We start from the raw sequence: 20,423 nt of genomic DNA, 5'->3' as shown, positions 1-20,423 counted from the left end.
TTGTAGAGGTTAGAAGAATCGATGTGCGGAGCCGGCGGGCTCGGCGCGGAGAAATAGGGGTTGTGGCAATCCGGCTCGTGCTGCGCTGGAATCGATCTCGACCACCACGGCGTCGACGATGTCCGACGGCACCAAGGCAATGGCCGATCCTCCGAAGCCTCCGCCGGTCATGCGAGCCCCGTGCGCACCTGCGCGAAGCGCTGCGTCCACAACACTGTCCAGTTCCGGAGAGCTGACCTCGTAATCGTCTCGCAACGACACGTGCGAGGCCGTCATCAACTCACCGAGTTCGGGGCCTGCTGCACCGCGGTCGAGTAACTCGGCCGCCTGCTCCACTCGATCGATCTCGCTGATGACGTGGCGAACTCGGGACACCAGAGTGTCGTCGACGAGGCGCGAGACGGTCTGTTCGAGATCGAGGCCGCGCAGCGTTGTGACGCCCAATTCGGCGTACGCGGTATCGAGCGCCTTCCGACGCGCTCCGTACTGACCGTCGACCAACCGATGCGGGGCGTTGGTGTCGATCACCAGCAGACTGGTTCCCGACGCATCGAGATCGAGGGGGATCTGACGCGTCGACCCGTCGAGGCAATCGAGCAACAGCGCGTGTCCGGGCTCAGCCGACATCGCAATGTTCTGATCCATGCCGCCCGTCGACGCACCGGCAATCTCGTTCTCTGCTCGAATGCTGGCCTCGATCAGTACGTTTCGATCGACCTGCAGATCGAACAGCTCGCTGAGCGCCAGGGCGAACGAGCACTCGAGGGCTGCGGAACTCGACAGGCCCGAACCCACCGGTACCGAGGAATGAACAGCCACGTCGACTCCGCCGACTCCATGCTCCCGAAGTGCCCAGGCCACGCCGGCCACGTACGCCGACCAGCCTGCGGGTGCACCCGGACCGATCTCCGCAAGCTCACCCGTCCACGACTCGTCTGTGTGTGTCGATACGGCGCGCATGACCGTGTCCTCGCGGCGACGTACCGCGACCGCCGTGGCGTACGGCAACGCGAACGGCAACACCAGTCCGCCTGCGTAATCGATGTGCTCCCCGATCAGGTTGACGCGGCCCGGTGCGATCCAGACGCCCTCGGGTTCACCGCCGAACGCGCTGCGAAACAGCGCTGCGGCGCCGTCGGCGAGGTCTTCCTGGGCGACGACATCGAGCCACTTCATTCGAGTACATCGCGAAGTCGATCGGCGATCCGTTCCGGCGTGGTGTCGTTGACCCACGCACCCATCGCCGATTCGGATCCGGCCAAGAACTTCATCCGCCCCGGTGAGCGCATCATCGAAAACAGTTGCAGGTGAAGCCGACCCAGTTCGCGGTCGGCTCCCACGGGTGCCTGGTGCCACGCCGAGATGTACGGCACCTCGTCGACGCCCTCGAAGAATGCATCGACTCCGCGCAGCAGATTTCGGTACACCCCGGCAAGTTCGTCACGCTCTGCGTCGTTCAACTCGGCGAGGTCCGCCACATCGCGGCGGGGGGCCAGATGGACCTCGACCGGCCACCGTGACGCCGCCGGGACGTAGGCAACCCAGTGTTCGGCGTCGACGACGATGCGACGACCCGAACGCAGCTCGGCCGCAAGGACATCGGCCAGCAGTACTCGTCCGGTGCTCTCGAAGTGTGTGCGAGACTGCCGCATCAGTGCGTCGGTCCGGGGCGGGAGGTAGGGGTAGGCGTAAATCTGACCGTGCGGATGCGTCAGCGTGACGCCGATTTCCTTGCCGCGGTTCTCGAAGCAGAAGACCTGCTGCACTCCAGGTATCGCCGAGAGCGCGGCGGTGCGATCGGCCCAGACGTCGATGATGGTGCGGACCCGAGAGAGCTCCAAAGACACGAAAGAAGCGTCGGGATCACTGGCGAAGCAGATCACCTCGCAGCGGCCCGTCCCGGGCGCGAGTTGCCACAGCGCCTCACCATCCACCTCGGTCGGAAGTGTTTGTTGTGCAGCAGTTTCGGACAGTGACGGGAACCGGTTCTCGAACACCACCACGTCGTAATCTGCCGCCGGAATCTCCGTCGCCGGCCGGTCCGGTCGGCTCGGTGCCAACGGCGATGCGTCGGCCGGCGGCAGAAACGTCCGGTCCATCCGTTGGGCGGCGATGACGATCCATTCGCCGGTGAGAACGTCGAATCGCATCTGCGACTGCGACATCGACGGCGAGAGAGCCCGCGTATCGACCAGGTCGCGGGTGGCACCACCGGAGACGTACGGCTCGGTGTCGTCGTAGTAGATCAGTTCTCGGCCGTCGGCCAGAGTCGTCGACGTCTTGCGCAATGCGTGCGTCGTGGCGTCATGCGCGGTCATCGAGTACTCGTTCCTCGTTCGTGTCGACAGGTTCTCCGGCGATCACCACGTCGTCGACCACCTCGGCCAACGCGTCCTGGACACCGGGATCGAGTCCGGCATCGGTGACGAACACGTCGACCCGAGAGAGCGGGATGGTGTTGGCAAGCGCACGCACACCCCACTTGGTGTGGTCGGCCAGCACGATGACGCGTCGGGACGACGCCACCAGTGCCTGATTGGTCTGCGCCTCCATGAGATTGGGGCAGGTGAGCCCCGATTCGATATCCACCCCATGCGTTCCGAGGAACAGCATGTCCAGGTGGATGCTCTGCAATGCGCTGACCGTGAGCGGCCCGACCAGCGCATAGGACGGTGTGCGTTGCCCACCGGTGAGCAATACGTTCTGATCCGTCCGACCACCGGTGTGGAAGACCTCGGCAACAGGAAGAGAATTGGTCACGACGGTGATGTCCGGGACGTCGAGCAGTTCCTCGGCCAGCGCGTGCGTCGTAGTGCCGCCGGAGATTCCGATGGATGTCCCCGGCCGCACGAAACGTGCAGCTGCTTTCGCAATAGCGGCCTTGGCGTCACGATCGAGTTCGGACTTGGCGGAGAACCCCGGCTCGAACACACTCGCCGATCGCGGCAGCGTGACGCCGCCGTGCACTCGCTCGACCAGACCGCGGGCGACGAGTTCGTTGATGTCGCGTCGAATGGTCATGTCCGACACCGACAGCGCAGCACCCAGATCGGCGACCTTGACTGCGCCCGAGGCCGTCACCTGGTCGAGGATCTTCTGCTGACGCTGATGGGCGAGCATCAGCGGGTCTCGGCGATCACTGCACTACCGCCTGCAGCCACGATCAGCTCACCGTCGACGTGCGCTCCGCTGACCAGGTCCATACCTGTGGCCGGCACGCTGACCTTGTCGGTTCCGTGGTTGAGTACGAAGAGCCAGGACTGCTCCCCTGACGATCGTCGTACGATCTCCACATCGGATCCGAGGTCGCGCCGGAGGTCGATACCTGCTGCAGCGCAGAGCTGGTCGGCCAGCGCGTCCCAGCCCGCCGCATCGGGAACGGTGGCCGCGTACCAGGCGGCACCGTGGCCGACGGTGCGCCTGGTCAGCGCCGGGACTCCACGCAGATGACCCTGCGTGTGCCGTGCCAGTACATCGACGTCCTCGGACGCGGTGAGGTATTCGCTCCAGATCTCGCCGAGGGTTTCGTCGTCGAGAGTCAGGGTCTCGTTGTCCGCGAGCGGAAAGAACTCCTCGACTCGGACGCCGAGCAGCTCGCGGAAAGCACCCGGGTAGCCGCCGAGTCGTACGTGATCGTCCTCGTCGGCGATTCCCGAGAACGCAGTGACGAGCACCTGCGCACCTGCTTCTGCGGCGCCGGCTATCCGCGCGGCGGTCTCGTCGCTGCACAGGTAGAGAGCGGGGACGACGATAACGTCGTAACCGTTCAGGTCCGTCGACGACGGGACGACGTCGCAGGTCACGCCTGCTGAGGTGAATCCACGATGTGCGCGTCGAGCAATCTCCATGGGCTGCATCGCCATCGAAGGATGGCCCTCCTGCTCGCACGCCCACTGCGAGGCCCAGTCGAAGAGCACGGCAACCCGAGCATCGACCGTGCTGCCGGCCACCGGGGCCATGCGACGCAGAGCTGCGCCGAGCTCGACGACCTCGCGCCAGCGAGCGGAGTCCTCACCTGCGTGCGGAACCAGAGCCGAATGGAACTTCTCTGCACCTGCTTTGGAGGCGCGGAACTGGAAGTAGGCGATGCCGTCTGCGCCGCGAGCCATGTGCGCCAGCGAGTTACGCATCATCTCGCCGGGAACCTTGGCGCGGTTGATGTGCTGCCAGTTGACGGCACTGGTGGAGTGCTCCATCAACAACCAGGGCCGACGGCCGGCCACGCCGCGGGTGAGATCGGCCGAGAACGACAGCTTGTGATGTGCTGCACCGTCCCCTGTTTCGGGTCCGACGAGGTAATGGTCGGTGGAGACGATGTCCTGCTCGGGGGCCCACGACGCGTAGTCCATGTTGCCGGCAAGCGCGGGGCCCTGGCCCATACCCACCATGAAGTTCGTGGTGACCGGCACTTCCGGTGTGATCCGGTTCAGCACGGCCTTCTCGGCGCGGTACTGCTCGAGCAGTGCGTCGGAACAAAAGCGTCGCCAGTCGAGCTGGTGGGTGGGGTTGCCGAACGTGGTGCTCACCGAGGGAGGAACGATCTCGTCCCAGTCGCTGTACCGCTGGCTCCAGAAGTCGGTGCCCCAGGCGGTATTGAGCGTCTCGAGGTCGATGTACCTGGCGCTGAGCCATTCCCGGAACGCGTGGGCACTGTCGTCGGAGTAGCAGAGAGCGTTGTGGCAGCCGAGTTCGTTGGAGACATGCCACATCGCCAGTGCAGGGTGCTCACCGTAGCGTTGCGCCATCTTCTCGACCAGCGTGAGTGAATGTTCCCGGTAGACAGCGGAACTGGGGCTCCACGTCTGACGACTTCCGATGGCGTACCGGTAACCGCGCTCGTCGACCGGACGCATCTGCGGGTAGGCCGTGGCCAACCAGGGCGGCGGCGACGCGGTGGCCGTGGCCAGGTCGACTCGAATCTCGCCCTTGTGCATCAGGTCCATGACTCGATCGAGCCATTCGAAGTCCCACGTCGCGGCAGTCGGCTGGAGGCGCGCCCAGGAGAAGACTCCGACGGTGACGAAGTCGACGCCGGCCTCGTGCATCAGCTCGACGTCGCGACGCCATACGTCCTCGGGCCACTGCTCGGGGTTGTAATCGCCCCCGAAAGAAATTCCCTGGGTCGGCCAGGTGCTGCGTCGCGCTGTGTCCATGCTCACAATATGAACCAGCAGCTTTCAGATGTCAACATGAATGAACATTTTCATACTTACCCAGGTAAACGAGCTACCGAGAGCTTGACAGACGTCATCTGGCCGTGCTTCTGTAACCTGCATCACCCCGAACGGTCATCAACTGCATCGGCTTGCACCGTGCAGATGTTCATTTCTGATCGTTATCGATATTTCCCGGCGAAGGACTCTCATGAACCCACACGAGTGGCCGCGTACATGGCAGCCGTCTCGGCGCGACTTCCTCAGGTCAGCGCTCGTTGCCGCGGGCGCTGTGACCGCCGGTGGCGTGCTGTCGTCGTGCTCGAGCAGTCTCGATCCCAACACGGTCACGCTCGGCTCACGGCTGTCGGACAAGAACTCCAAGGTCGGAGTCGAGGACTTCGTTGCCATGTATCGGCAGCAGACCGGTGGCGACATCCGCGTCAACACCGTCGATTCGACGTCGTTCCAGGAGAACGTCAACAACTATCTCCAAGGCACGCCCGACGACGTGTTCACCTGGATGGGCGGCTACCGCATGAAGTACTTCGCAGACAAGGGTCTGGTGGAGGACATCTCGAATGTGTGGGCGACCAACGGCGGCGGATACAGCGACAGCTTCAAGGAGAACTCGACCGGATCCGACGGCAACCAATATCTGATCCCGTTCTTCTACTACCCCTGGGCGGTGTTCTACCGGCCGAGCCTGTGGGCCGAGCGCGGATACGAACCACCCAAGACCTACGACCAGTGGGTCGCGCTGAACAAGCAGATGCAGGCCGACAACATCACCCCGATCGGCTTCGGCGCCCGCGACGGCTGGCCACCGATGGGGACGTTCGACTACCTGAACCTGCGCCTCAACGGCGTCGACTTCCACCGCACCCTGTTGGCCGGTGAGGTCAGCTGGACCGACAATCGCGTCCGCACGGTCTTCGACACCTGGCGCGAGATCCTGCCGTTCCACCAGCCGCAGCCGTTGGGCCGCAAAATCGCCGATGCGCAGACGGCGTTGCTGAACAAGAGCGTCGGGTCCCTGGTCGCCGGCATGTTCGTCGCACAGAGCTTCCCCGCCGGGGCCGAACGCGACGACCTCGATTTCTTCCCTTTCCCCGAACTCGACTCCGCCATCGGCAGTTCCGCGGTCGAGGCACCGATGGACGGTTTCATGATGCGCGCCGATCCGCGCAACCGTCCCGCTGCCGAGAAGCTGCTGACCTTCCTCACCGGGCCCGAACCTGCCGTCGCTTATGCGAAGCAGGATCCGCAGGCCATCCCCGCACACCGCGACGCCGACCTGTCGGAATTCCCTGCACTGGTGCGCAAATCGGCGGAACTCGTGCAGAACGCCGGCGACATCACGCAGTTCTTCGACCGCGACACGCGACCCGACTTCGCGTCCATCGTCATGATCCCGGCTCTGCAGCAGTTCATCGGCAACCCGAACGACGTCGACGGATTGGTCCGCAGCATCGAGCGACAGAAGTCGGCGGTGTTCGGAACATGATCGTGCGCAGTGTGATTCGGCCCCCATCATTCACCGACTTCGAGATCAGGTAATGCCATGACCGCACCCGAACGGGTCAAGTCGCCGAAGATCCGGCGCAGTGTTCGCGAGAAGTGGACCATCGCACTGATGCTCGGCGTGCCCGCGATGATCGTCATCGGCCTCGTCTGGATTCCCACCGTGTTCACGGTGATCCTCTCGTTCGCACGATGGGACGGAATCGGCGGTACCTCGAGTATCGAGTGGATCGGTCCTCAGAACTACGTCGACGCGGTGCAGGCGTATCCGCCGTTCCAGCAAGCACTGCAGAACAACGTGCTGTGGCTCGTCTTCCTATTCCTCGTCCCCACCGTCATCGGCATCCTGCTCGCGATTCTGCTGGACAAGAACCTCAAGGGATCTCGGCTGTACCAGAGCATCTTCTACATCCCCGTCGTGCTGTCGATGGCCCTGATCGGCTTCATCTGGCAGCTCATCTACTCCACCGAGGGCGGCGTCCTCAACAGCCTGCTGGGAACGGACGTCGACTGGCTCGGCGATCCGGACATCAATATCTGGGCCGTGATGGTCGCGGCTGGTTGGCGTCACACCGGCTACATCATGCTGTTGTACTTGGCCGGCCTCAAGGCCATCGACCCGTCCGTCCGCGAAGCTGCGGTGATGGACGGTGCCGGGCCGATTCGCACGTTCTTCAGCGTCATCTTCCCGCTGATGAAGAACACCAATCTGCTGATCATCGTCATCACCGTCATCGAGGCACTGCGCGCGTTCGACCTGGTGTGGGTGATCAACAAGGGCCGCAACGGACTCGAGCTGATCTCGGCTCTCGTGACGGCCAACGTAGTCGGTGAGGCGAGTCGGATCGGATTCGGTTCGGCACTGGCCACCATCATGCTCGGTATCTCGCTCGTCTTCATCGCCCTGTACCTCGCCATCGTTCTTCGGAGCAAAGACTGATGACCACTTCACTCACGCGCACAGCACCTCCCGAGCGCGATCCGTTGACCCGCAACCGCGCGGCCGTCGCCAATCGTCGACGCGCAGGCACCGCACAGATAGCGATCTACGTGCTGCTGACGGTCATGGCGCTGGCCTGGCTGTTCCCTCTGGTGTGGGCGGTGTACAACTCGTTCCGCGACTACGACTACGTGTTGCTCAACGGGTACCTGTCGGTGGGCGGCTTCACGTTCGACAACTACATCGACTCCTGGCAGATCGGCGGCATTCCGCACTACTTCCTCAACTCGATGATCATCACCGTTCCGTCGGTGCTGCTCATCCTGTTCTTCGGCTCGATGGCGGCGTTCATCCTGGCGCGGTTCAGCTGGAAGTTCAACATCTTCATGCTGGCCGTGTTCATCGCAGGTAACCTGCTGCCGCAGCAGACTCTGCTGACACCGTTGTTCCGGCTGTACAACGCAATTCCGGTTCCGTACTGGTTGAGTTCCTCGGGCTCGCTGTACGACAGCTACTGGGGACTGATCATCGTGCACGTTGCATTCCAGACGGGCTTCTGCGTCTTCGTGCTCAGCAACTACATGAAAACCGTGCCGTACGAACTGCTCGAGGCCGCGACCGTCGACGGAGCCGGGTTGTTCCGGCAGTACTGGCAGGTCGTCATGCCGCTGTGCCGGCCCGCGCTGGCCGCACTCGCCACACTCATGGTGACGTGGATCTACAACGACTTCTTCTGGGCCCTGGCCCTGATGGTCAGCGGTGACAAGCTTCCGGTGACGACAGCGCTGCAGAATCTGCAGGGCAGCTTCTTCACCGACACCAACCTGCTCGCCGCGGGCTCGGTACTGGTCGCCCTACCGACGGTCTTGGTATTCATTGCGCTGCAACGCCATTTCGTGTCCGGACTGACGATGGGTGCCAACAAGTGAGTTTTACCGTCCTGCGCCGTGCCGGTGTCATGGTGATCCTCGGACCGTCGTCCACCGCCGTTCCGGCCGTGCTGCACTGGGGTGCCGATCTCGGTGAGCTCACCGATCACGACCTTGCCGAACTGCGCAGGGCCGCAATACCCGCGGTTCCGCACTCGAGTGTGGACGTGCCGCGGTGGCTCACCCTCGCCCCCGGTGGCGACGACGCCTGGCAGGGCACCCCGGCTCTGGCCATGCATCGTGACGGTGCGGTGCAGTACCCGCGGTGGGCGGATGTGACGGTCTCCGCTACCGAATTCGGTTGCACTGTGGACGCTTCCGATAGCGAGCTGGCCATCTCGTGGTCGATCGAGTTGTCCCTGGAGGTCGGTGGATCACTGCGAGTTCGGCAGGGTGTTCGGAACGTGAACGGCGGACCCTTGACCGTCGACGGCGTCGTGACCCTGATGCCGTTGCCGGACACCGCAACCGAACTCCTCGATCTGACGGGCCGCCATTGCCGCGAGCGCACCCCGCAGCGTCGACGGTTCGACCATGGCTCGTCCGTGCGCGCGTCACGCCGCGGAAGAACCGGACACGACGCCACCCTGGTACTCACCGCAGGCAGCGAGGGCTTCGGCTTTCGCAGCGGCGAGGTGTGGGGTGCCCACGTCGCGTGGAGCGGCGATCATCTGCACCTGGCCGAGCGGCTGCCCGAACGCGCCGGTCAGGCCTCTGGTGTTCTGGGCGGTGGTGAACTGCTCGCTCCCGGTGAGGTGGTGTTGCAGAACGGCGAGACCTACTCGACGCCGTGGGTGCATTTCGTGTACTCCCAAGCCGGACTGGATGGTTCGGCGCGTTCGCTGCACCGCTGGATGCGTTCGCGTCCAGCGCATCCTTCGTCGCCGCGGCCGGTGGTACTCAACGTGTGGGAGGGCGTCTACTTCGACCACGATCTCACCCGACTGCGCGGCATCGCGGATGTCGCAGCGCGCGTCGGTGTCGAGAGATTTGTCCTCGACGACGGTTGGTTCCGCCACCGACGTGACGACCGCGCAGGGCTCGGCGACTGGCAGGTGGACGAGGGAGTCTGGCCCGACGGCCTGGCTCCCCTGTTCGATCACGTCCGAGCGCTCGGCATGAGCCCCGGCCTGTGGTTCGAGCCCGAGATGGTGAACCTGAACTCCGATATTGCTCGCGCACAACCCGATTGGCTGCTCGCCGCTCCTGGCCGCATCCCACTGGAGTGGCGTCATCAGCACGTACTGGATCTGACCCGCGACGACGTATTCGATTATCTCCTCTCGGCCATCGATGCGGTGTTGACCAACGAGCGGCCGGACTACGTGAAGTGGGATCACAACCGTGACCTGATGCTGGCCGTCGATTCGGACGCACGCGCTGCGGTGCACGCACAGACCTCGGCGTACTACCGATTGCTCGACGCCTTGCGGTCCCGGCATCCGCAGGTCGAGTTCGAATCCTGTGCATCGGGCGGTGCCCGCATCGATCTGGAGGTGCTCGAACACACCGACCGCGTCTGGGCGTCGGACACCAACGATCCGCTCGAACGTCAACGCCTGCAGCGTTGGACCACCCAGCTGCTGCCGCCGGAGCTGATCGGCTCGCACGTCGGTCCGCAGATCGCGCATACGTCCGGCCGTTGGTCGACTCTCCAGTTCCGTTGCTTGACATCACTGTTCGGCCATGCCGGATTGGAGATGGATGTCACCGAGCTCTCGTCGGAGGACCACGAGTACCTGACGTCGTGGACCGGGCTGTACAAGGACCTGCGCGGGTTGTTGCACACCGGCGATGTGGTGCGCGCCGACCATCCCGACCCGACCGTCTGGGTGCACGGTGTCGTGGCAGCGGATCTGTCGGAGGCCGCGTATTCGATAGTGCGGATGGATACCTCGCCCGAGGATCGAACCGATCGGGTCCGGCTTCCGGGTCTCGATCCGGCCGTGCGGTATCGCGTCGAGTTCGTGCGTGAGCTCAGCGACCTGGGCAACGGCATCGAGCTACCACCATGGATCGCCGACGGCGGAATCGTCGAGCTGTCGGGTTCGATGTTGGCGCAGGCGGGCGTGGCTCTTCCGGTGCTGTTCCCGCAGACCGGAGTGTTGCTGCGGGTGCGAGCTCTCTGAGGCGTATCGGGCCTGCGGTCAGTAGTCCTCGTCGCTGTCCGAGGCCGACTGGCCGCGCCCGATCCTGGTGAGATGCACGCGCCGGGCGAGGCGGATCATCGGCCGGATGAGCAGTTCGATACTTCCGAGGAGGAACAACCACGTGCCGGCCACGGTGGTGCTCTCGTGGAAGAACAGGATGCTGCCGATGATGAACCAGACCGCAACGAGGATGTCGTTGATGATGCTGACGACTTCCCATCGCTGCCGGATCACCAGTTCCTCGTGGCCGATGGTGAAGGTCAGGTCGTTCATGGCGGCTCCTCGGCGGAATGAGTGGTTCGGGTTTGCCTACCCCATTCGAGCTACTCGAACCACTGGACCCGAGACGCCATGGACAGTAATTTTGCGCGACGCGTCTCGTTCGTCTCGCCGATCCGGGCGATACGTCCGTAGACGTGTGCTCGAAAGTCGTTGTGGTCGTGCAGGTTCTGCTCAGATGGTCCGGTGCTGATGCAGTTGTGCAGCAGTGCCCTGAGATTGTCGTACTCCTCTCGGGGCACTGCCGGCCATGAGTTGACGACGAGCCCGGTCAGCTGTTGTCGCTGATGAGCACGTCGAACCCTGGTCTTGTCGGGATGAATCGTGAAGCCTTCGTCGTGGGTGATCTGGGAAATCAGCCACAGCAGTCTGTCGACGTCGATGTCTGCACCACCGGAGAACGCCAGATCGTCGGCGTATCGGCTGTAGCGGGCACCGACGGACCTGGCCAGGCCCGCGGCTCGGATATCGAGTTGTCGGGCAGCCAGATTCGCCAACGCAGGTGATGTGGGCGCACCCTGCGGCAAGTGGGTGGCGCGAAGCCGCGCCGCAGTGGGACGGTCTACCCCGACCAATTCGCCGGCAGGGGTGACTGTTGTGCAGAGCGCGGCGAGATTCGCCGCAACCCTCTTGGGGTAGCCGACCGCCTCGAAGATCGCGACCACTCGATCGAACCCGATGGACGGAAAGAAGCGTCGGAGATCCACCGAGACCACCACATCGCGCTCGGAATGCGGCATCGCGAAGGTACGCGGACTGCGCGCCTTCCGAAAGCCATGCGCCGCTGGATGGGCAGGAATTCGATCGAGTATGCGGCGCAGTATCTTTCGTTGAATCTCACGCAAGCGTGGTTTCGGGACCTCCAGCAGTCGGATGCCCTGACGTTTGTCGAGTCGTGCAGATCGGTAGTGCTGCAACGGGAACGGCGCAGTACGGAGCCGGCCCTGCAGGTCGGCGAACCATTCGATTTCGGAGATCGTCAGGTCGAGAGATCGAGCCAGCTGACCGGTCGTTTCGTACCGTGGTACGTCGAATCGCCATGGCTTGACGCCGGGCCTCGACTCGGGCCGCTGCGAGGACACGGAGGGCTCCGAGATGAACGGAAGGTCGCGTAGCAGAACAAAAATCGATGCCTCGTCGAATGGCGGATCGGGATACAGATTGATGATTCGATCCGCGAGCCACGACGCCCTCTCGGGCATCAGACGTGCGAACGCAACCTCGAGCCCCGACCACGTCCATTCGGCATCGGCGGCCAACCGCGCCAAAGTCGCGGCGGCCTGTGGGGTCAATTCGCGTTCGGTCACAGGCGGCTCTCGATCGGGTGCAGCGCTGTGACATGTAACGCTGTGACATGCAACGGCACGGGGCGACCGAAATCCTTCGTCCTCGGAGCAGTCAAGCACGCGGAGCGTGCCGAGCTGCTTCGGACGCAGTGCTCGATTCTCGTGATGTACCCAGGGGTTACCCCTGAGACCGGTCCCGCGGACCAACTCTCGCCCACGCGCCGCTGCATCCCTCCACCATGCCAAATCGACGCCGATCTGTCAGCGCGTTGCCCACGGGACCGTCACGGAAGGATCGAGTCGAGTGCGCCCAAGACGATGGTCGTCAACGACAGCCCGCCGGTTCCGAACGCCGCGGCCACGACGATGCCGACGAGGGCATCCTCGCGGGACGGCGTCGGTGGTTCGATCGTCTTGTTCACCATTCTGAACGGCAGCGACCACAACACCTCGATGCCTTCACCGAAAACGCGAGTCAACACCCCGAATTGGTTGTCGCCCCGATCCGACGAACCATCCAGTAGCACACTGTCTTCCAGATTTTTGGCGCGGAGCGACAGAGTACGTCCGTCGTACTGGATACCGACGCGATAGGACCGTTTGAAGAGCCTCGCGCGGCCGGGATCGAGAAGTATTTCGCAACCGTCGATGCTCGCTTTCAGCTGTGCGGCCCTGCGCGTGCCGATCGGGACTGTTGCCGATGTGCGAGCGCCTATGCGAGCGATCGTGGCGGTCATCGGTGGGCCTTCGCGATACGAGCCGCAGATTTCGTCGTCCCGGTAGATCAGATCCAGTTCCCCGTAGATACCGGTCTCGACCACCACAGTCGTGGAATCTCCGACACTGTCCCGGTCATCCTCCACGCTCGTCACCCTGTCATAGGTCTGCGACTTCCGAATCGAGGACCGTCGGGAACCGACGCGGGCTGTGGTGCGTCCAAGAACGTAGGTGTTCTCGAGGAACGGATAAGACCAATGCGCAGGGCACGTCGATGGATCCCCGTTGTATCTGCTTTTGCGCTGCTCGCTGGCTGCTCGAGCACCACCGAAGGGGAAGCGACGCCGACCCCTGCGGCCAGCAGCACCATCGCGGCACCGGCTACACCATGGGACCCCTGCACCATCCCCGACGCGGCCATCGAGCGAGCGGGATTGAACGTGGAGACGAAGGAATCGGGGATATTCGGCCGGGATCAAAACGGATTCAAGATCTGTGGTTGGGAGGATCGCCCACCGAACAACAAGTACTACGTGCGAATCTTCGTCGGGCTCGAAAGCATCGACTACGTCGATGACCCCGGCTACTTCGACCGGCTTCAACCCGTCCGAGTCGGCACGCGCGATGCCGTCCAGTATCAGCAAATCGGGTCCGATGCGTCTCTCAATTGCGGAGTCGCCTTTCCTGCGGGGCCCCAATTGATTCGAGCGACGCTGCTCACCGATGCAATTGACCGGAATCCGCCCTACGACCCATGTACCGAATTGAACTCGCTGGTCGCAGCACTCGATTCCGAACTTCCCGCCTAAGACCATTGCTCGAAGGATGCACGAACATGACCGATGCCCAGCCAAGCCTCATCGCACACTGGCAAGGACTCAACGCCCAGGCTGACGCCGGCACCATCACAATCCCGGCCGACGTCGCCAAACAATGCGACGCCGCCTGCGTCACCTACATCTCGCACCTCAGGCAGATGAAACGCGACGCTCGCGGACTGACCGAGGTTAAATCCTGGGGCGACTTGAAGTCTGCGCAAGATCTGCAAGCCCGGTTCGGTCGTCTCGCCACTGGCACCGACCGGTCTCTCGACATCATTCTGCAGCAACACATCGAGGTCATCGAATCCATGCGAATGCTCTTCCGCCGCTACTTCACCGAGACCGCCGCTACCGATGATCTGACGTGGTCGAACATCACGGCACTCGCTCCACCCAACTGAAGGCGCACAACCCTTCTCGATTCCTTCGGCTGTCAGATTCGTTCTCGTAGTCCACGCCGGGTCACCACAACGGTTGCGGCGGTGGCGAGAGCCAAACATCCCGCAACCACCCCCAGCAGCGTCGTCCCCGAGAGCTGGAGACCCACATCCGTTTCGGTCACCTTCGACAATCCGGCCGCCATCGCCAGCAGTGGGGGCACGGTCACCATCACTCCGAGCGCAGCGCCGATCAGAACGACCACGCTGGTTTCACCGACGGCCGCGGACAGGAGTTGCCGGTCGGTGCCACCAGTTCCTTTCAGGATCGCGATGTCGTCTCGGCGCCCGTATGCAGTCATCGCCATGCTGTTCGCCACCGCAAGGCCGCTGTAGCCGACGGACATCGTGATCAGCACGACTGCAAGCCAATTGGTGAGCCTCGCATCGACCAGATAGTCCTGCAGCGCGAACCTGTGCGCGTCCTCGACCGAAGCACCCGCAGTCGAGAGAGTCGGTGCCATGTCTTCGGGAAGGAACACGACCTCGGTCAACGCAGACGGATCATGATCGCGTACCAGCGCACGCGGCAATACGAATGCACCACGAGCAGGGTCGAGCGGGAGCACCTGCGACACCACTACGGTCTCGGAACGACCGTCGGCGAAGGTCACCGCCATCTCCTCACCGGACCGCTTACCGAGCAGATCTGCGGTTGCCTCGTCCAGGACCGCCCGACCCGGCGCAGCATATCGCTCATCGAGACTTCCGACCGCGTCGACGACGGTAACGTTGCCGCCCGATCCCGTGACGAACACCCGAGTCGGCAATCCGGCAGTGGTTCCTGCCGGTCCCGCACCTGTGTCGGCCACCACCTGGTCGCTCAGGCCCGCGGTTTCATCAGGGGTCACGGCTGCCAGTCCGCGTAATTGCTCGGTCTGCTCGGCCGGATACGCCACGGCCATCGTCTGCACCATTCCGCTCAACAGCACCGCGAAGCCGACGGCAGCGATGACCGGGGCAGCGGTAGCAGCGACGCGGCGTGAGCCTGTGGTCAGCTCCGCTCCGACCAACATCGATGCGGCCGAGCGCGATTGGCGTGAGAACGGCATTGTAACGAGGCCGGCGATCGGCCCGATCACGATCGGCGCAAGTAGCGCCGCGGCCAGAATCAGCAGCATGGCCGCGGCGACCGCAGTATTGACTCTGCTGTCTGTCGCCGCTGATGCTGTCGACACCGTCGCAGCCAGACCGCCGACGAGCGACACAAGCCCGGTGAGCAAACGCAACGTCGACATGGAACGTCGTTCGACGGCTGAGTTCAGAAGTGCCTCGATCGGGGCCACCGTGGCAGCCGATCGAGCGGGCACCCACGCGCCTGTCACCGCCACACAAACTCCGATGGCCACCGACACCAGTGGCGGCCACGCCGAAATGCGCAGCTGGAAGTCCGGCGGTTGAACGTCGAGTTTCAGCAGCAACAGCCGAAGCACAGGAGCCCCCGCCAGGCCGACGACCGCACCGACAAGGCCACCCACCACTCCGATCACCGCTGCCTCTCCGAGCACCATGCGTCGCACATGTCCCGTCCCAGCACCGATGGTTCGCAGCAACGCAATCTCTCGTCGGCGTTCGGATGTCGAGAGAGCGAACGTCGATCCCACGACGAAGACGGTCGTGAACAGGCCGATGGTGGCCATCGCGACTATCAACTGATTGCCCAGATTCCGTCGATGCGAGACGAACTCGGGCTCCAGCGCTGCGCGATCGCTGCCGACGGCTACTCGAGCTCGGTCACCCAGTCGTTCTTCTACCCGTGTCACCAGATCGTCGATCCGCGCATCGGCCCTGGCTACGATGCCGATTGCGCGCACTCCGGGGTCGAGTTGGGTGGCACGGTCGTCGGTGAAGAACATGCCAGGTCCATCATGCGTTCCTGCGACCGTGAAGATCTCGAGTCCTGCCGCAAGGTTGACCGAAACCGACTCGCCCACACTGAAACCCAATGAGTCGGGGACGACAATCTGGTCAGGGTTCGTCGGTGCTGCACCGGATGTCAATCGTGAGGGCGACAGTTGCGCACTGGCCCAGCCGTGGCCGGCGTCCTGAGCTCCCTCGTCTGCGACCGGCGCACCGTCGATGAACGGCTGGGCATAGAACGACCTGTCTGTGACGGCGGCCTCCGCCCCGGGCACTGCACCGAGATCGGCGGCGATCCGATGAGCCTCCTCTGCGCTCCACGGAACGAAGTCGGCGACGTTGCCGAACTCGTTCTGGGCCTGCGCGGGCAGGACGAGCACTGTCGCGCTCTCCAGCCGTGGCTGTACTACCGGTCGTGCGGAGTCGTAGATGATGAGCGTCGCGCTCATCAGGGCAACCCCGAACGTCGTAGCCAGCAGTGTGGCCAGAAAACTTCTCCAGTGAGTACGAAGGTTCGCCGCTGCCAGCATCATCCGTCCAGTCCGGCCATCCGAGCGGCGATCACTGCGGCATTGTCCGGTCGCTCGCGTTCGATCTCCAAGGAGTCGACTATGAGCCCGTCCTCGAGGAAGATCGCTACGTCGGCGTAAGAAGCGGCAAGCGGGTCGTGCGTGACCATCAGCGTGGTCTGCTCGTGATCGTCGACGAGCTTACGGATCAGCGACAGAACATCTTTCGACGAACGAGAGTCCAGGGCACCGGTCGGTTCATCCGCGAAGAGAACGTCCGGTCGGGTGATGAGCGCCCGCGCCAGGGCAACGCGTTGCTGCTGGCCGCCCGACAATTCGGCCGGACGATGCGACGCGCGATCGTCGAGACCCACTGCTGCCAGTGCCGCCGTCACATTACCCGCCGGAAGACGAGTGCCAGCGAATCGTGCTGGTAGCTCTACGTTTTGCGCTGCCGTCAACGAATTCACCAGATTGAAGGCCTGAAATACGAACCCTATGCGGCGGCGACGCAATTCGGTGCGCGCCTTCTCGTCGAGCTGAGAAATGTCGGTGCCCGCAATGGTGACGGTGCCGCTGGTCGGACGATCGAGACCTGCCGCGCACTGCAACAGCGTCGACTTTCCCGAGCCCGAGGGACCCATGATCGCAGTAAAACTGCCCCGCCCGAAGTCCATCGACACCCCGCCCAGAGCGGTGACTGCGCGATCACCCTTGCCGTGGACCTTCCGAACCTCGTCGAGCCGAACTGCGGGTTCATATCGAATCATGCACTCATTGGATCTCTTTCGCCGACACAGCACAGTGCCGCACGCACTACACAATATTCGGGGGTCAGCCCTACCCACTGCGACCTGAGCGGGGCTTACGATGGCCAGCCCCTCGATCTACGCCCAGGCTGGTCGAACGCACTTCGTCGACGGGTGAAGATCCCACCATCAGATGCATACCTGGCACCTGGCCCGAGAAGGGAACCGAAAAGTGCCGGCCTGCGTCAAATGAGTTGGGACTTTCGCGAGAACAGGTGAAGCAATGCGTGGCGCACGTCGATGGATAACGGCAGCAGTGGCACTTGCGCTGCTCACTGGCTGCTCGAGCGATGCCGCGGGGCAAGCGTCTCTCAAGGATCCGACCAGCAGCATCAGCGCAGCGCCCACAACGCCATGGGACCCCTGCACCATCCCCGACGACGCCATCGAGCGGGCGGGATTGAACGTGGACACCAAGGAGTCGGGAATTTTCGGACGCGACCAATACGGATTCAAGATCTGCGGATGGGAGAACCGGACGCCGGCCAGCAAATACTACGTGCGGGTTTTCGTAGGGTTCCAAACCATCGACTGGATCAGCGACACCAGTCGTTTCAATCGGCTCGAACCGGTGCGGGTAGGTGCACGTGCGGCTACCCAATTTCAGCAGGTCGCTTCGGATGCGTCCCTCGACTGCGGGGTTGCTTTCACTGCTGGGGCCGAACTGGTAATGGCGACACTGAACACGAGTGCACTGGCCGATCACCCCATTGACGATCCGTGCGCGGAAGTCAACGGAATTATCGTGAGGCTCGATTCCGAGCTACCCACCTAGAAGTGCCGATACGAGAGATGTCGAAACCGTGGCCGATTCCCAACCAGATCTAATAGCGCATTGGCAGCATCTGAACGCCCAAGCCGACGCTGGCACCATCACAATTCCTGCCGACGTCGCCGCCAAATGCGACGCTGCCTGCGTCACCTACCTCGCACACCTCGACAAGATGAAGGTTGACGCTCGAGCGATAGATGTCGTTACTTCCTGGGGCGACTTCAAGTCCGCCCAGGATCTACAAGCCAGGTTCGGACGCTTGGCCACCGGCACCGACCGGTCTCTCGACTTCATTCTGCAGCAACACATCGACATCATCGAATCCATGCGCATGCTCTTCCGTCGCTACTTCGACGAGACGGCCGACACCGATACCCAGACGTCGTCGAACATCACGGCGCTCACCCCGGAGAACTGATAGACCCCAACGCTTTTCGATGGACCTCGACTTCGCGTTTGTCGTTGTCCAGACGCCGTTCCATAGTTTCGTAACCGCGGGAACGCCACCATCCGATGCTCTCGACCATGCTCACCATCGGACCCACGAACACATGGGTCCACCCCTGTGCCTCGAGAATGCGCTCGAGCGCCGCCAGAACCGGATTCGCCACCCGGTTATGCTCGAGTTCCCCGTCGACGATCAGACTCCCCACCCACGGTTGACCTTCGCGGGGATGCGGAACCAGCAGCGTCATCGCCCCCACGATTCGTTCTGCCGCACGAATCACCAGGCAGTGGGAGTTCTCCATGACCGTGTTGTGCCAGAGGAACTTCTCGACATCCTCGCAGGTGAAGGCGGTGACTCCGGTACGCAACGTGCTTGCGTCGAGGAACTCAGGATTGCTGTTGAACACCGCCAGGAAGTCCTCGGGACTATCACTGCCGTCGACCTCACGCACCGCATACGCTCCCGCGTCGAATCCGAATTCCATCCCGCCACGATAGGTCCCCGCTCGATCCACGCCCCTGATCGTCAGGCACACCGCTCCGCTGCTGCGGTGTGGTTGTCCACGAGGGTCGTGAATCCCACGTGCTGGCCTTGTGACGGGCCCGTAGCTGCATTCGATCGTTTCGCTGGACCGGCACGACGCGGGAACGACGCAGTTTGGGCGCCGACTCCCGCTTCGTCGCAATCGAGAGTCTGACATCTCGCCGAATCGTCTGTACAGGAACCAGGTCGGTGACGGGCCCTACTCGAGAACCATTGCGGCCCGTGGTCATCTCCAGGCGACTATCATTCAGCTCGGACCGAGCCGCCCGCGAAAACATGTAGCTGAGCACGCACCTGGTGGTTCGCGACCGTCGCTCGTGCGCGGGAAGCCGCCGATCCGATGCGATCGTGAATCCTCAGGTCTGCTGAAGACTCAGCCTCCGTGTGCCTCGACGGCCACCGGCTGCCATTCGCGCCAATTGGCCAGTCGCGACTCGTAGTCCTTCGTCGCGATCTGCAGCGGAGCATCGCCGAAAAAGACTCGCAGCGGGGGCTTTTCGGCATCGATCACCTTCAGCAATGCCGAGCGTGTTGCGCTCGGATCACCGGGAGTTGCCTGCCGGGCACTGCGCAGCTTTGCAGCCTTGTCTCGAATCGGGTCGTACGCGGCGATGTCGGTGGACTTCTTGGCAGACGGGCCGGACCAGTCGGTGGAGAACCCACCCGGCTCGATCAGCGTCACGTGGATGCCGAAGTCCTCGACCTCCTGGGCCAAGGCCTGACTGAATCCTTCGAGGGCCCACTTGGAGGCGTGGTACGCACCGACGTTGGGGAATGCGGAGATTCCGCCGATGGACGACACCTGCAAGATGTGGCCACTCCCCTGCTCACGCATGAACGGCAGCGCCGCCTGCGTAACCCAGAGCGCTCCGAAGACGTTGGTCTCGATCTGCGCGCGAGCGTCCTCCTCGGAGATCTCCTCGATCATGCCGAACTGGCCGTAGCCGGCGTTGTTGATGACGATGTCGAGTGAGCCGAAGGTCTTGTGTGCCAAGGCGACTGCTTCGAAGTCAGCCGCGCGGTCGTTCACGTCCAGCTCGATCGGCAGAATCGCGTCGCCGTATTTCTCCACGAGATCGTGCAGTGTCGCAGTGTTGCGAGCAGTGGCAGCGACTCGATCGCCGCGTTCGAGGGCGGCGATCGCCCACTCGCGTCCGAATCCCTTGGAGGTGCCGGTGATGAACCACGTCTTGGCTGTCATGAATCTCGTCCCTTCACTACACGGACAGAAGTAAGGACGACGTCC

19 protein-coding genes are annotated in these 20,423 nt (G+C 63.3%); 8 read left to right on the top strand and 11 right to left on the bottom strand.

Annotation, left to right across the window (positions count from 1 at the left end):
- Nucleotides 1–9 precede the first annotated feature (9 nt).
- From galK to AC5WEY_RS04950, 4 genes are read right to left on the bottom strand one after another with little or no spacing between them, the layout of a single operon-like run.
- Nucleotides 10–1,176: a galactokinase gene (gene galK, locus AC5WEY_RS04965; RefSeq protein WP_495644925.1), complete on the bottom strand. Its 1,167-nt coding sequence runs from the start codon at nucleotides 1,174–1,176 to the stop codon at nucleotides 10–12.
- Nucleotides 1,173–2,318 (bottom strand): galactose-1-phosphate uridylyltransferase, encoded by a 1,146-nt coding sequence (galT, locus tag AC5WEY_RS04960; RefSeq protein WP_495644924.1) that lies wholly within the window; start codon nucleotides 2,316–2,318, stop codon nucleotides 1,173–1,175. Before galT ends, galK begins: the two co-directional genes overlap by 4 nt.
- Nucleotides 2,305–3,120 carry a DeoR/GlpR family DNA-binding transcription regulator gene (locus tag AC5WEY_RS04955; protein ID WP_495644923.1) on the bottom strand — a complete coding sequence of 272 codons (816 nt, stop codon included), beginning with the start codon at nucleotides 3,118–3,120 and terminating at the stop codon, nucleotides 2,305–2,307. The genes galT and AC5WEY_RS04955 overlap by 14 nt, the downstream gene beginning before the upstream one ends.
- Nucleotides 3,120–5,153, bottom strand: a complete 2,034-nt coding sequence (locus AC5WEY_RS04950; protein ID WP_495644922.1) for a beta-galactosidase — start codon at nucleotides 5,151–5,153, stop codon at nucleotides 3,120–3,122. The genes AC5WEY_RS04955 and AC5WEY_RS04950 overlap by 1 nt, the downstream gene beginning before the upstream one ends.
- Nucleotides 5,154–5,364: 211 nt before the next feature.
- Between AC5WEY_RS04950 and AC5WEY_RS04945 the strand changes: the two genes are divergently transcribed.
- From AC5WEY_RS04945 to AC5WEY_RS04930, 4 genes are read left to right on the top strand one after another with little or no spacing between them, the layout of a single operon-like run.
- Nucleotides 5,365–6,660: an ABC transporter substrate-binding protein gene (locus tag AC5WEY_RS04945; protein WP_495644921.1), complete on the top strand. Its 1,296-nt coding sequence runs from the start codon at nucleotides 5,365–5,367 to the stop codon at nucleotides 6,658–6,660.
- 57 nt (nucleotides 6,661–6,717) lie between these two features.
- Nucleotides 6,718–7,617, top strand: a complete 900-nt coding sequence (locus AC5WEY_RS04940) for a carbohydrate ABC transporter permease (protein WP_057478457.1) — start codon at nucleotides 6,718–6,720, stop codon at nucleotides 7,615–7,617.
- Nucleotides 7,617–8,546 (top strand): carbohydrate ABC transporter permease, encoded by a 930-nt coding sequence (locus tag AC5WEY_RS04935; RefSeq protein WP_082521074.1) that lies wholly within the window; start codon nucleotides 7,617–7,619, stop codon nucleotides 8,544–8,546. The genes AC5WEY_RS04940 and AC5WEY_RS04935 overlap by 1 nt, the downstream gene beginning before the upstream one ends.
- Nucleotides 8,543–10,675 carry an alpha-galactosidase gene (locus tag AC5WEY_RS04930; RefSeq protein WP_495644920.1) on the top strand — a complete coding sequence of 711 codons (2,133 nt, stop codon included), beginning with the start codon at nucleotides 8,543–8,545 and terminating at the stop codon, nucleotides 10,673–10,675. Before AC5WEY_RS04935 ends, AC5WEY_RS04930 begins: the two co-directional genes overlap by 4 nt.
- Nucleotides 10,676–10,693: 18 nt before the next feature.
- Here the strand turns inward: AC5WEY_RS04930 and AC5WEY_RS04925 are convergent, their stop codons facing one another.
- From AC5WEY_RS04925 to AC5WEY_RS04915, 3 genes are all read right to left on the bottom strand, one after another.
- Entirely contained in the window at nucleotides 10,694–10,969 is a 276-nt protein-coding gene (locus AC5WEY_RS04925) for a YrhK family protein (RefSeq protein ID WP_057478456.1), read from the bottom strand.
- A gap of 50 nt (nucleotides 10,970–11,019) precedes the next feature.
- The gene (locus AC5WEY_RS04920; protein ID WP_495644919.1) at nucleotides 11,020–12,282 is read right to left on the bottom strand and encodes a reverse transcriptase family protein; all 1,263 of its coding nucleotides are present in this window, start codon (nucleotides 12,280–12,282) and stop codon (nucleotides 11,020–11,022) included.
- A gap of 263 nt (nucleotides 12,283–12,545) precedes the next feature.
- The gene (locus AC5WEY_RS04915; RefSeq protein WP_495644918.1) at nucleotides 12,546–13,124 is read right to left on the bottom strand and encodes a hypothetical protein; all 579 of its coding nucleotides are present in this window, start codon (nucleotides 13,122–13,124) and stop codon (nucleotides 12,546–12,548) included.
- 111 nt (nucleotides 13,125–13,235) lie between these two features.
- Here AC5WEY_RS04915 and AC5WEY_RS04910 point away from each other — a divergent pair, with 111 nt between their 5' ends.
- Both AC5WEY_RS04910 and AC5WEY_RS04905 read left to right on the top strand, forming a co-directional pair.
- Nucleotides 13,236–13,787, top strand: a complete 552-nt coding sequence (locus AC5WEY_RS04910; RefSeq protein WP_495644917.1) for a DUF3558 domain-containing protein — start codon at nucleotides 13,236–13,238, stop codon at nucleotides 13,785–13,787.
- A 26-nt stretch (nucleotides 13,788–13,813) separates the two neighbouring features.
- Nucleotides 13,814–14,200, top strand: a complete 387-nt coding sequence (locus AC5WEY_RS04905; protein ID WP_495644916.1) for a hypothetical protein — start codon at nucleotides 13,814–13,816, stop codon at nucleotides 14,198–14,200.
- Nucleotides 14,201–14,232: 32 nt separating this feature from the next.
- Here the strand turns inward: AC5WEY_RS04905 and AC5WEY_RS04900 are convergent, their stop codons facing one another.
- A complete protein-coding gene (locus tag AC5WEY_RS04900; protein WP_495644915.1) occupies nucleotides 14,233–16,629 on the bottom strand; it encodes an ABC transporter permease in 2,397 nt (798 codons plus the stop codon).
- Entirely contained in the window at nucleotides 16,626–17,375 is a 750-nt protein-coding gene (locus AC5WEY_RS04895) for an ABC transporter ATP-binding protein (protein ID WP_495644914.1), read from the bottom strand. The genes AC5WEY_RS04900 and AC5WEY_RS04895 overlap by 4 nt, the downstream gene beginning before the upstream one ends.
- A gap of 262 nt (nucleotides 17,376–17,637) precedes the next feature.
- Here AC5WEY_RS04895 and AC5WEY_RS04890 point away from each other — a divergent pair, with 262 nt between their 5' ends.
- Together AC5WEY_RS04890 and AC5WEY_RS04885 are read left to right on the top strand one after the other, a co-directional pair.
- A complete protein-coding gene (locus AC5WEY_RS04890) occupies nucleotides 17,638–18,189 on the top strand; it encodes a DUF3558 family protein (RefSeq protein ID WP_495644913.1) in 552 nt (183 codons plus the stop codon).
- Nucleotides 18,190–18,217: 28 nt separating this feature from the next.
- A complete protein-coding gene (locus AC5WEY_RS04885; RefSeq protein ID WP_495644912.1) occupies nucleotides 18,218–18,604 on the top strand; it encodes a hypothetical protein in 387 nt (128 codons plus the stop codon).
- Here AC5WEY_RS04885 and AC5WEY_RS04880 read toward each other — a convergent pair.
- On the bottom strand, nucleotides 18,588–19,118 hold the full coding sequence (locus AC5WEY_RS04880; protein ID WP_495644911.1) for a GNAT family N-acetyltransferase: 531 nt from the start codon (nucleotides 19,116–19,118) through the stop codon (nucleotides 18,588–18,590). The genes AC5WEY_RS04885 and AC5WEY_RS04880 overlap by 17 nt on opposite strands.
- A gap of 432 nt (nucleotides 19,119–19,550) precedes the next feature.
- Nucleotides 19,551–20,378 carry an SDR family oxidoreductase gene (locus AC5WEY_RS04875; protein ID WP_495644910.1) on the bottom strand — a complete coding sequence of 276 codons (828 nt, stop codon included), beginning with the start codon at nucleotides 20,376–20,378 and terminating at the stop codon, nucleotides 19,551–19,553.
- Nucleotides 20,379–20,423: the final 45 nt, after the last annotated feature.

The sequence above is a fragment of the Rhodococcoides sp. S146-33 genome, assembly GCF_059489205.1.
This window is presented reverse-complemented; position numbering and strand designations above follow the sequence as displayed.

What these genes read in the sequence shown, in the direction of transcription:
- AC5WEY_RS04955 (WP_495644923.1), bottom strand. Translation starts at nt 3,120, where the DNA reads ATGCTCGCCCATCAGCGTCAGCAGAAGATCCTCGACCAGGTGACGGCC.
- AC5WEY_RS04940 (WP_057478457.1), top strand. Translation starts at nt 6,718, where the DNA reads ATGACCGCACCCGAACGGGTCAAGTCGCCGAAGATCCGGCGCAGTGTT.
- AC5WEY_RS04950 (WP_495644922.1), bottom strand. Translation starts at nt 5,153, where the DNA reads ATGGACACAGCGCGACGCAGCACCTGGCCGACCCAGGGAATTTCTTTC.
- AC5WEY_RS04925 (WP_057478456.1), bottom strand. Translation starts at nt 10,969, where the DNA reads ATGAACGACCTGACCTTCACCATCGGCCACGAGGAACTGGTGATCCGG.
- AC5WEY_RS04895 (WP_495644914.1), bottom strand. Translation starts at nt 17,375, where the DNA reads ATGATTCGATATGAACCCGCAGTTCGGCTCGACGAGGTTCGGAAGGTC.
- AC5WEY_RS04945 (WP_495644921.1), top strand. Translation starts at nt 5,365, where the DNA reads ATGAACCCACACGAGTGGCCGCGTACATGGCAGCCGTCTCGGCGCGAC.
- AC5WEY_RS04900 (WP_495644915.1), bottom strand. Translation starts at nt 16,629, where the DNA reads ATGATGCTGGCAGCGGCGAACCTTCGTACTCACTGGAGAAGTTTTCTG.
- AC5WEY_RS04905 (WP_495644916.1), top strand. Translation starts at nt 13,814, where the DNA reads ATGACCGATGCCCAGCCAAGCCTCATCGCACACTGGCAAGGACTCAAC.
- AC5WEY_RS04890 (WP_495644913.1), top strand. Translation starts at nt 17,638, where the DNA reads ATGCGTGGCGCACGTCGATGGATAACGGCAGCAGTGGCACTTGCGCTG.
- AC5WEY_RS04935 (WP_082521074.1), top strand. Translation starts at nt 7,617, where the DNA reads ATGACCACTTCACTCACGCGCACAGCACCTCCCGAGCGCGATCCGTTG.
- galK (WP_495644925.1), bottom strand. Translation starts at nt 1,176, where the DNA reads ATGAAGTGGCTCGATGTCGTCGCCCAGGAAGACCTCGCCGACGGCGCC.
- galT (WP_495644924.1), bottom strand. Translation starts at nt 2,318, where the DNA reads ATGACCGCGCATGACGCCACGACGCACGCATTGCGCAAGACGTCGACG.
- AC5WEY_RS04910 (WP_495644917.1), top strand. Translation starts at nt 13,236, where the DNA reads ATGCGCAGGGCACGTCGATGGATCCCCGTTGTATCTGCTTTTGCGCTG.
- AC5WEY_RS04880 (WP_495644911.1), bottom strand. Translation starts at nt 19,118, where the DNA reads ATGGAATTCGGATTCGACGCGGGAGCGTATGCGGTGCGTGAGGTCGAC.
- AC5WEY_RS04875 (WP_495644910.1), bottom strand. Translation starts at nt 20,378, where the DNA reads ATGACAGCCAAGACGTGGTTCATCACCGGCACCTCCAAGGGATTCGGA.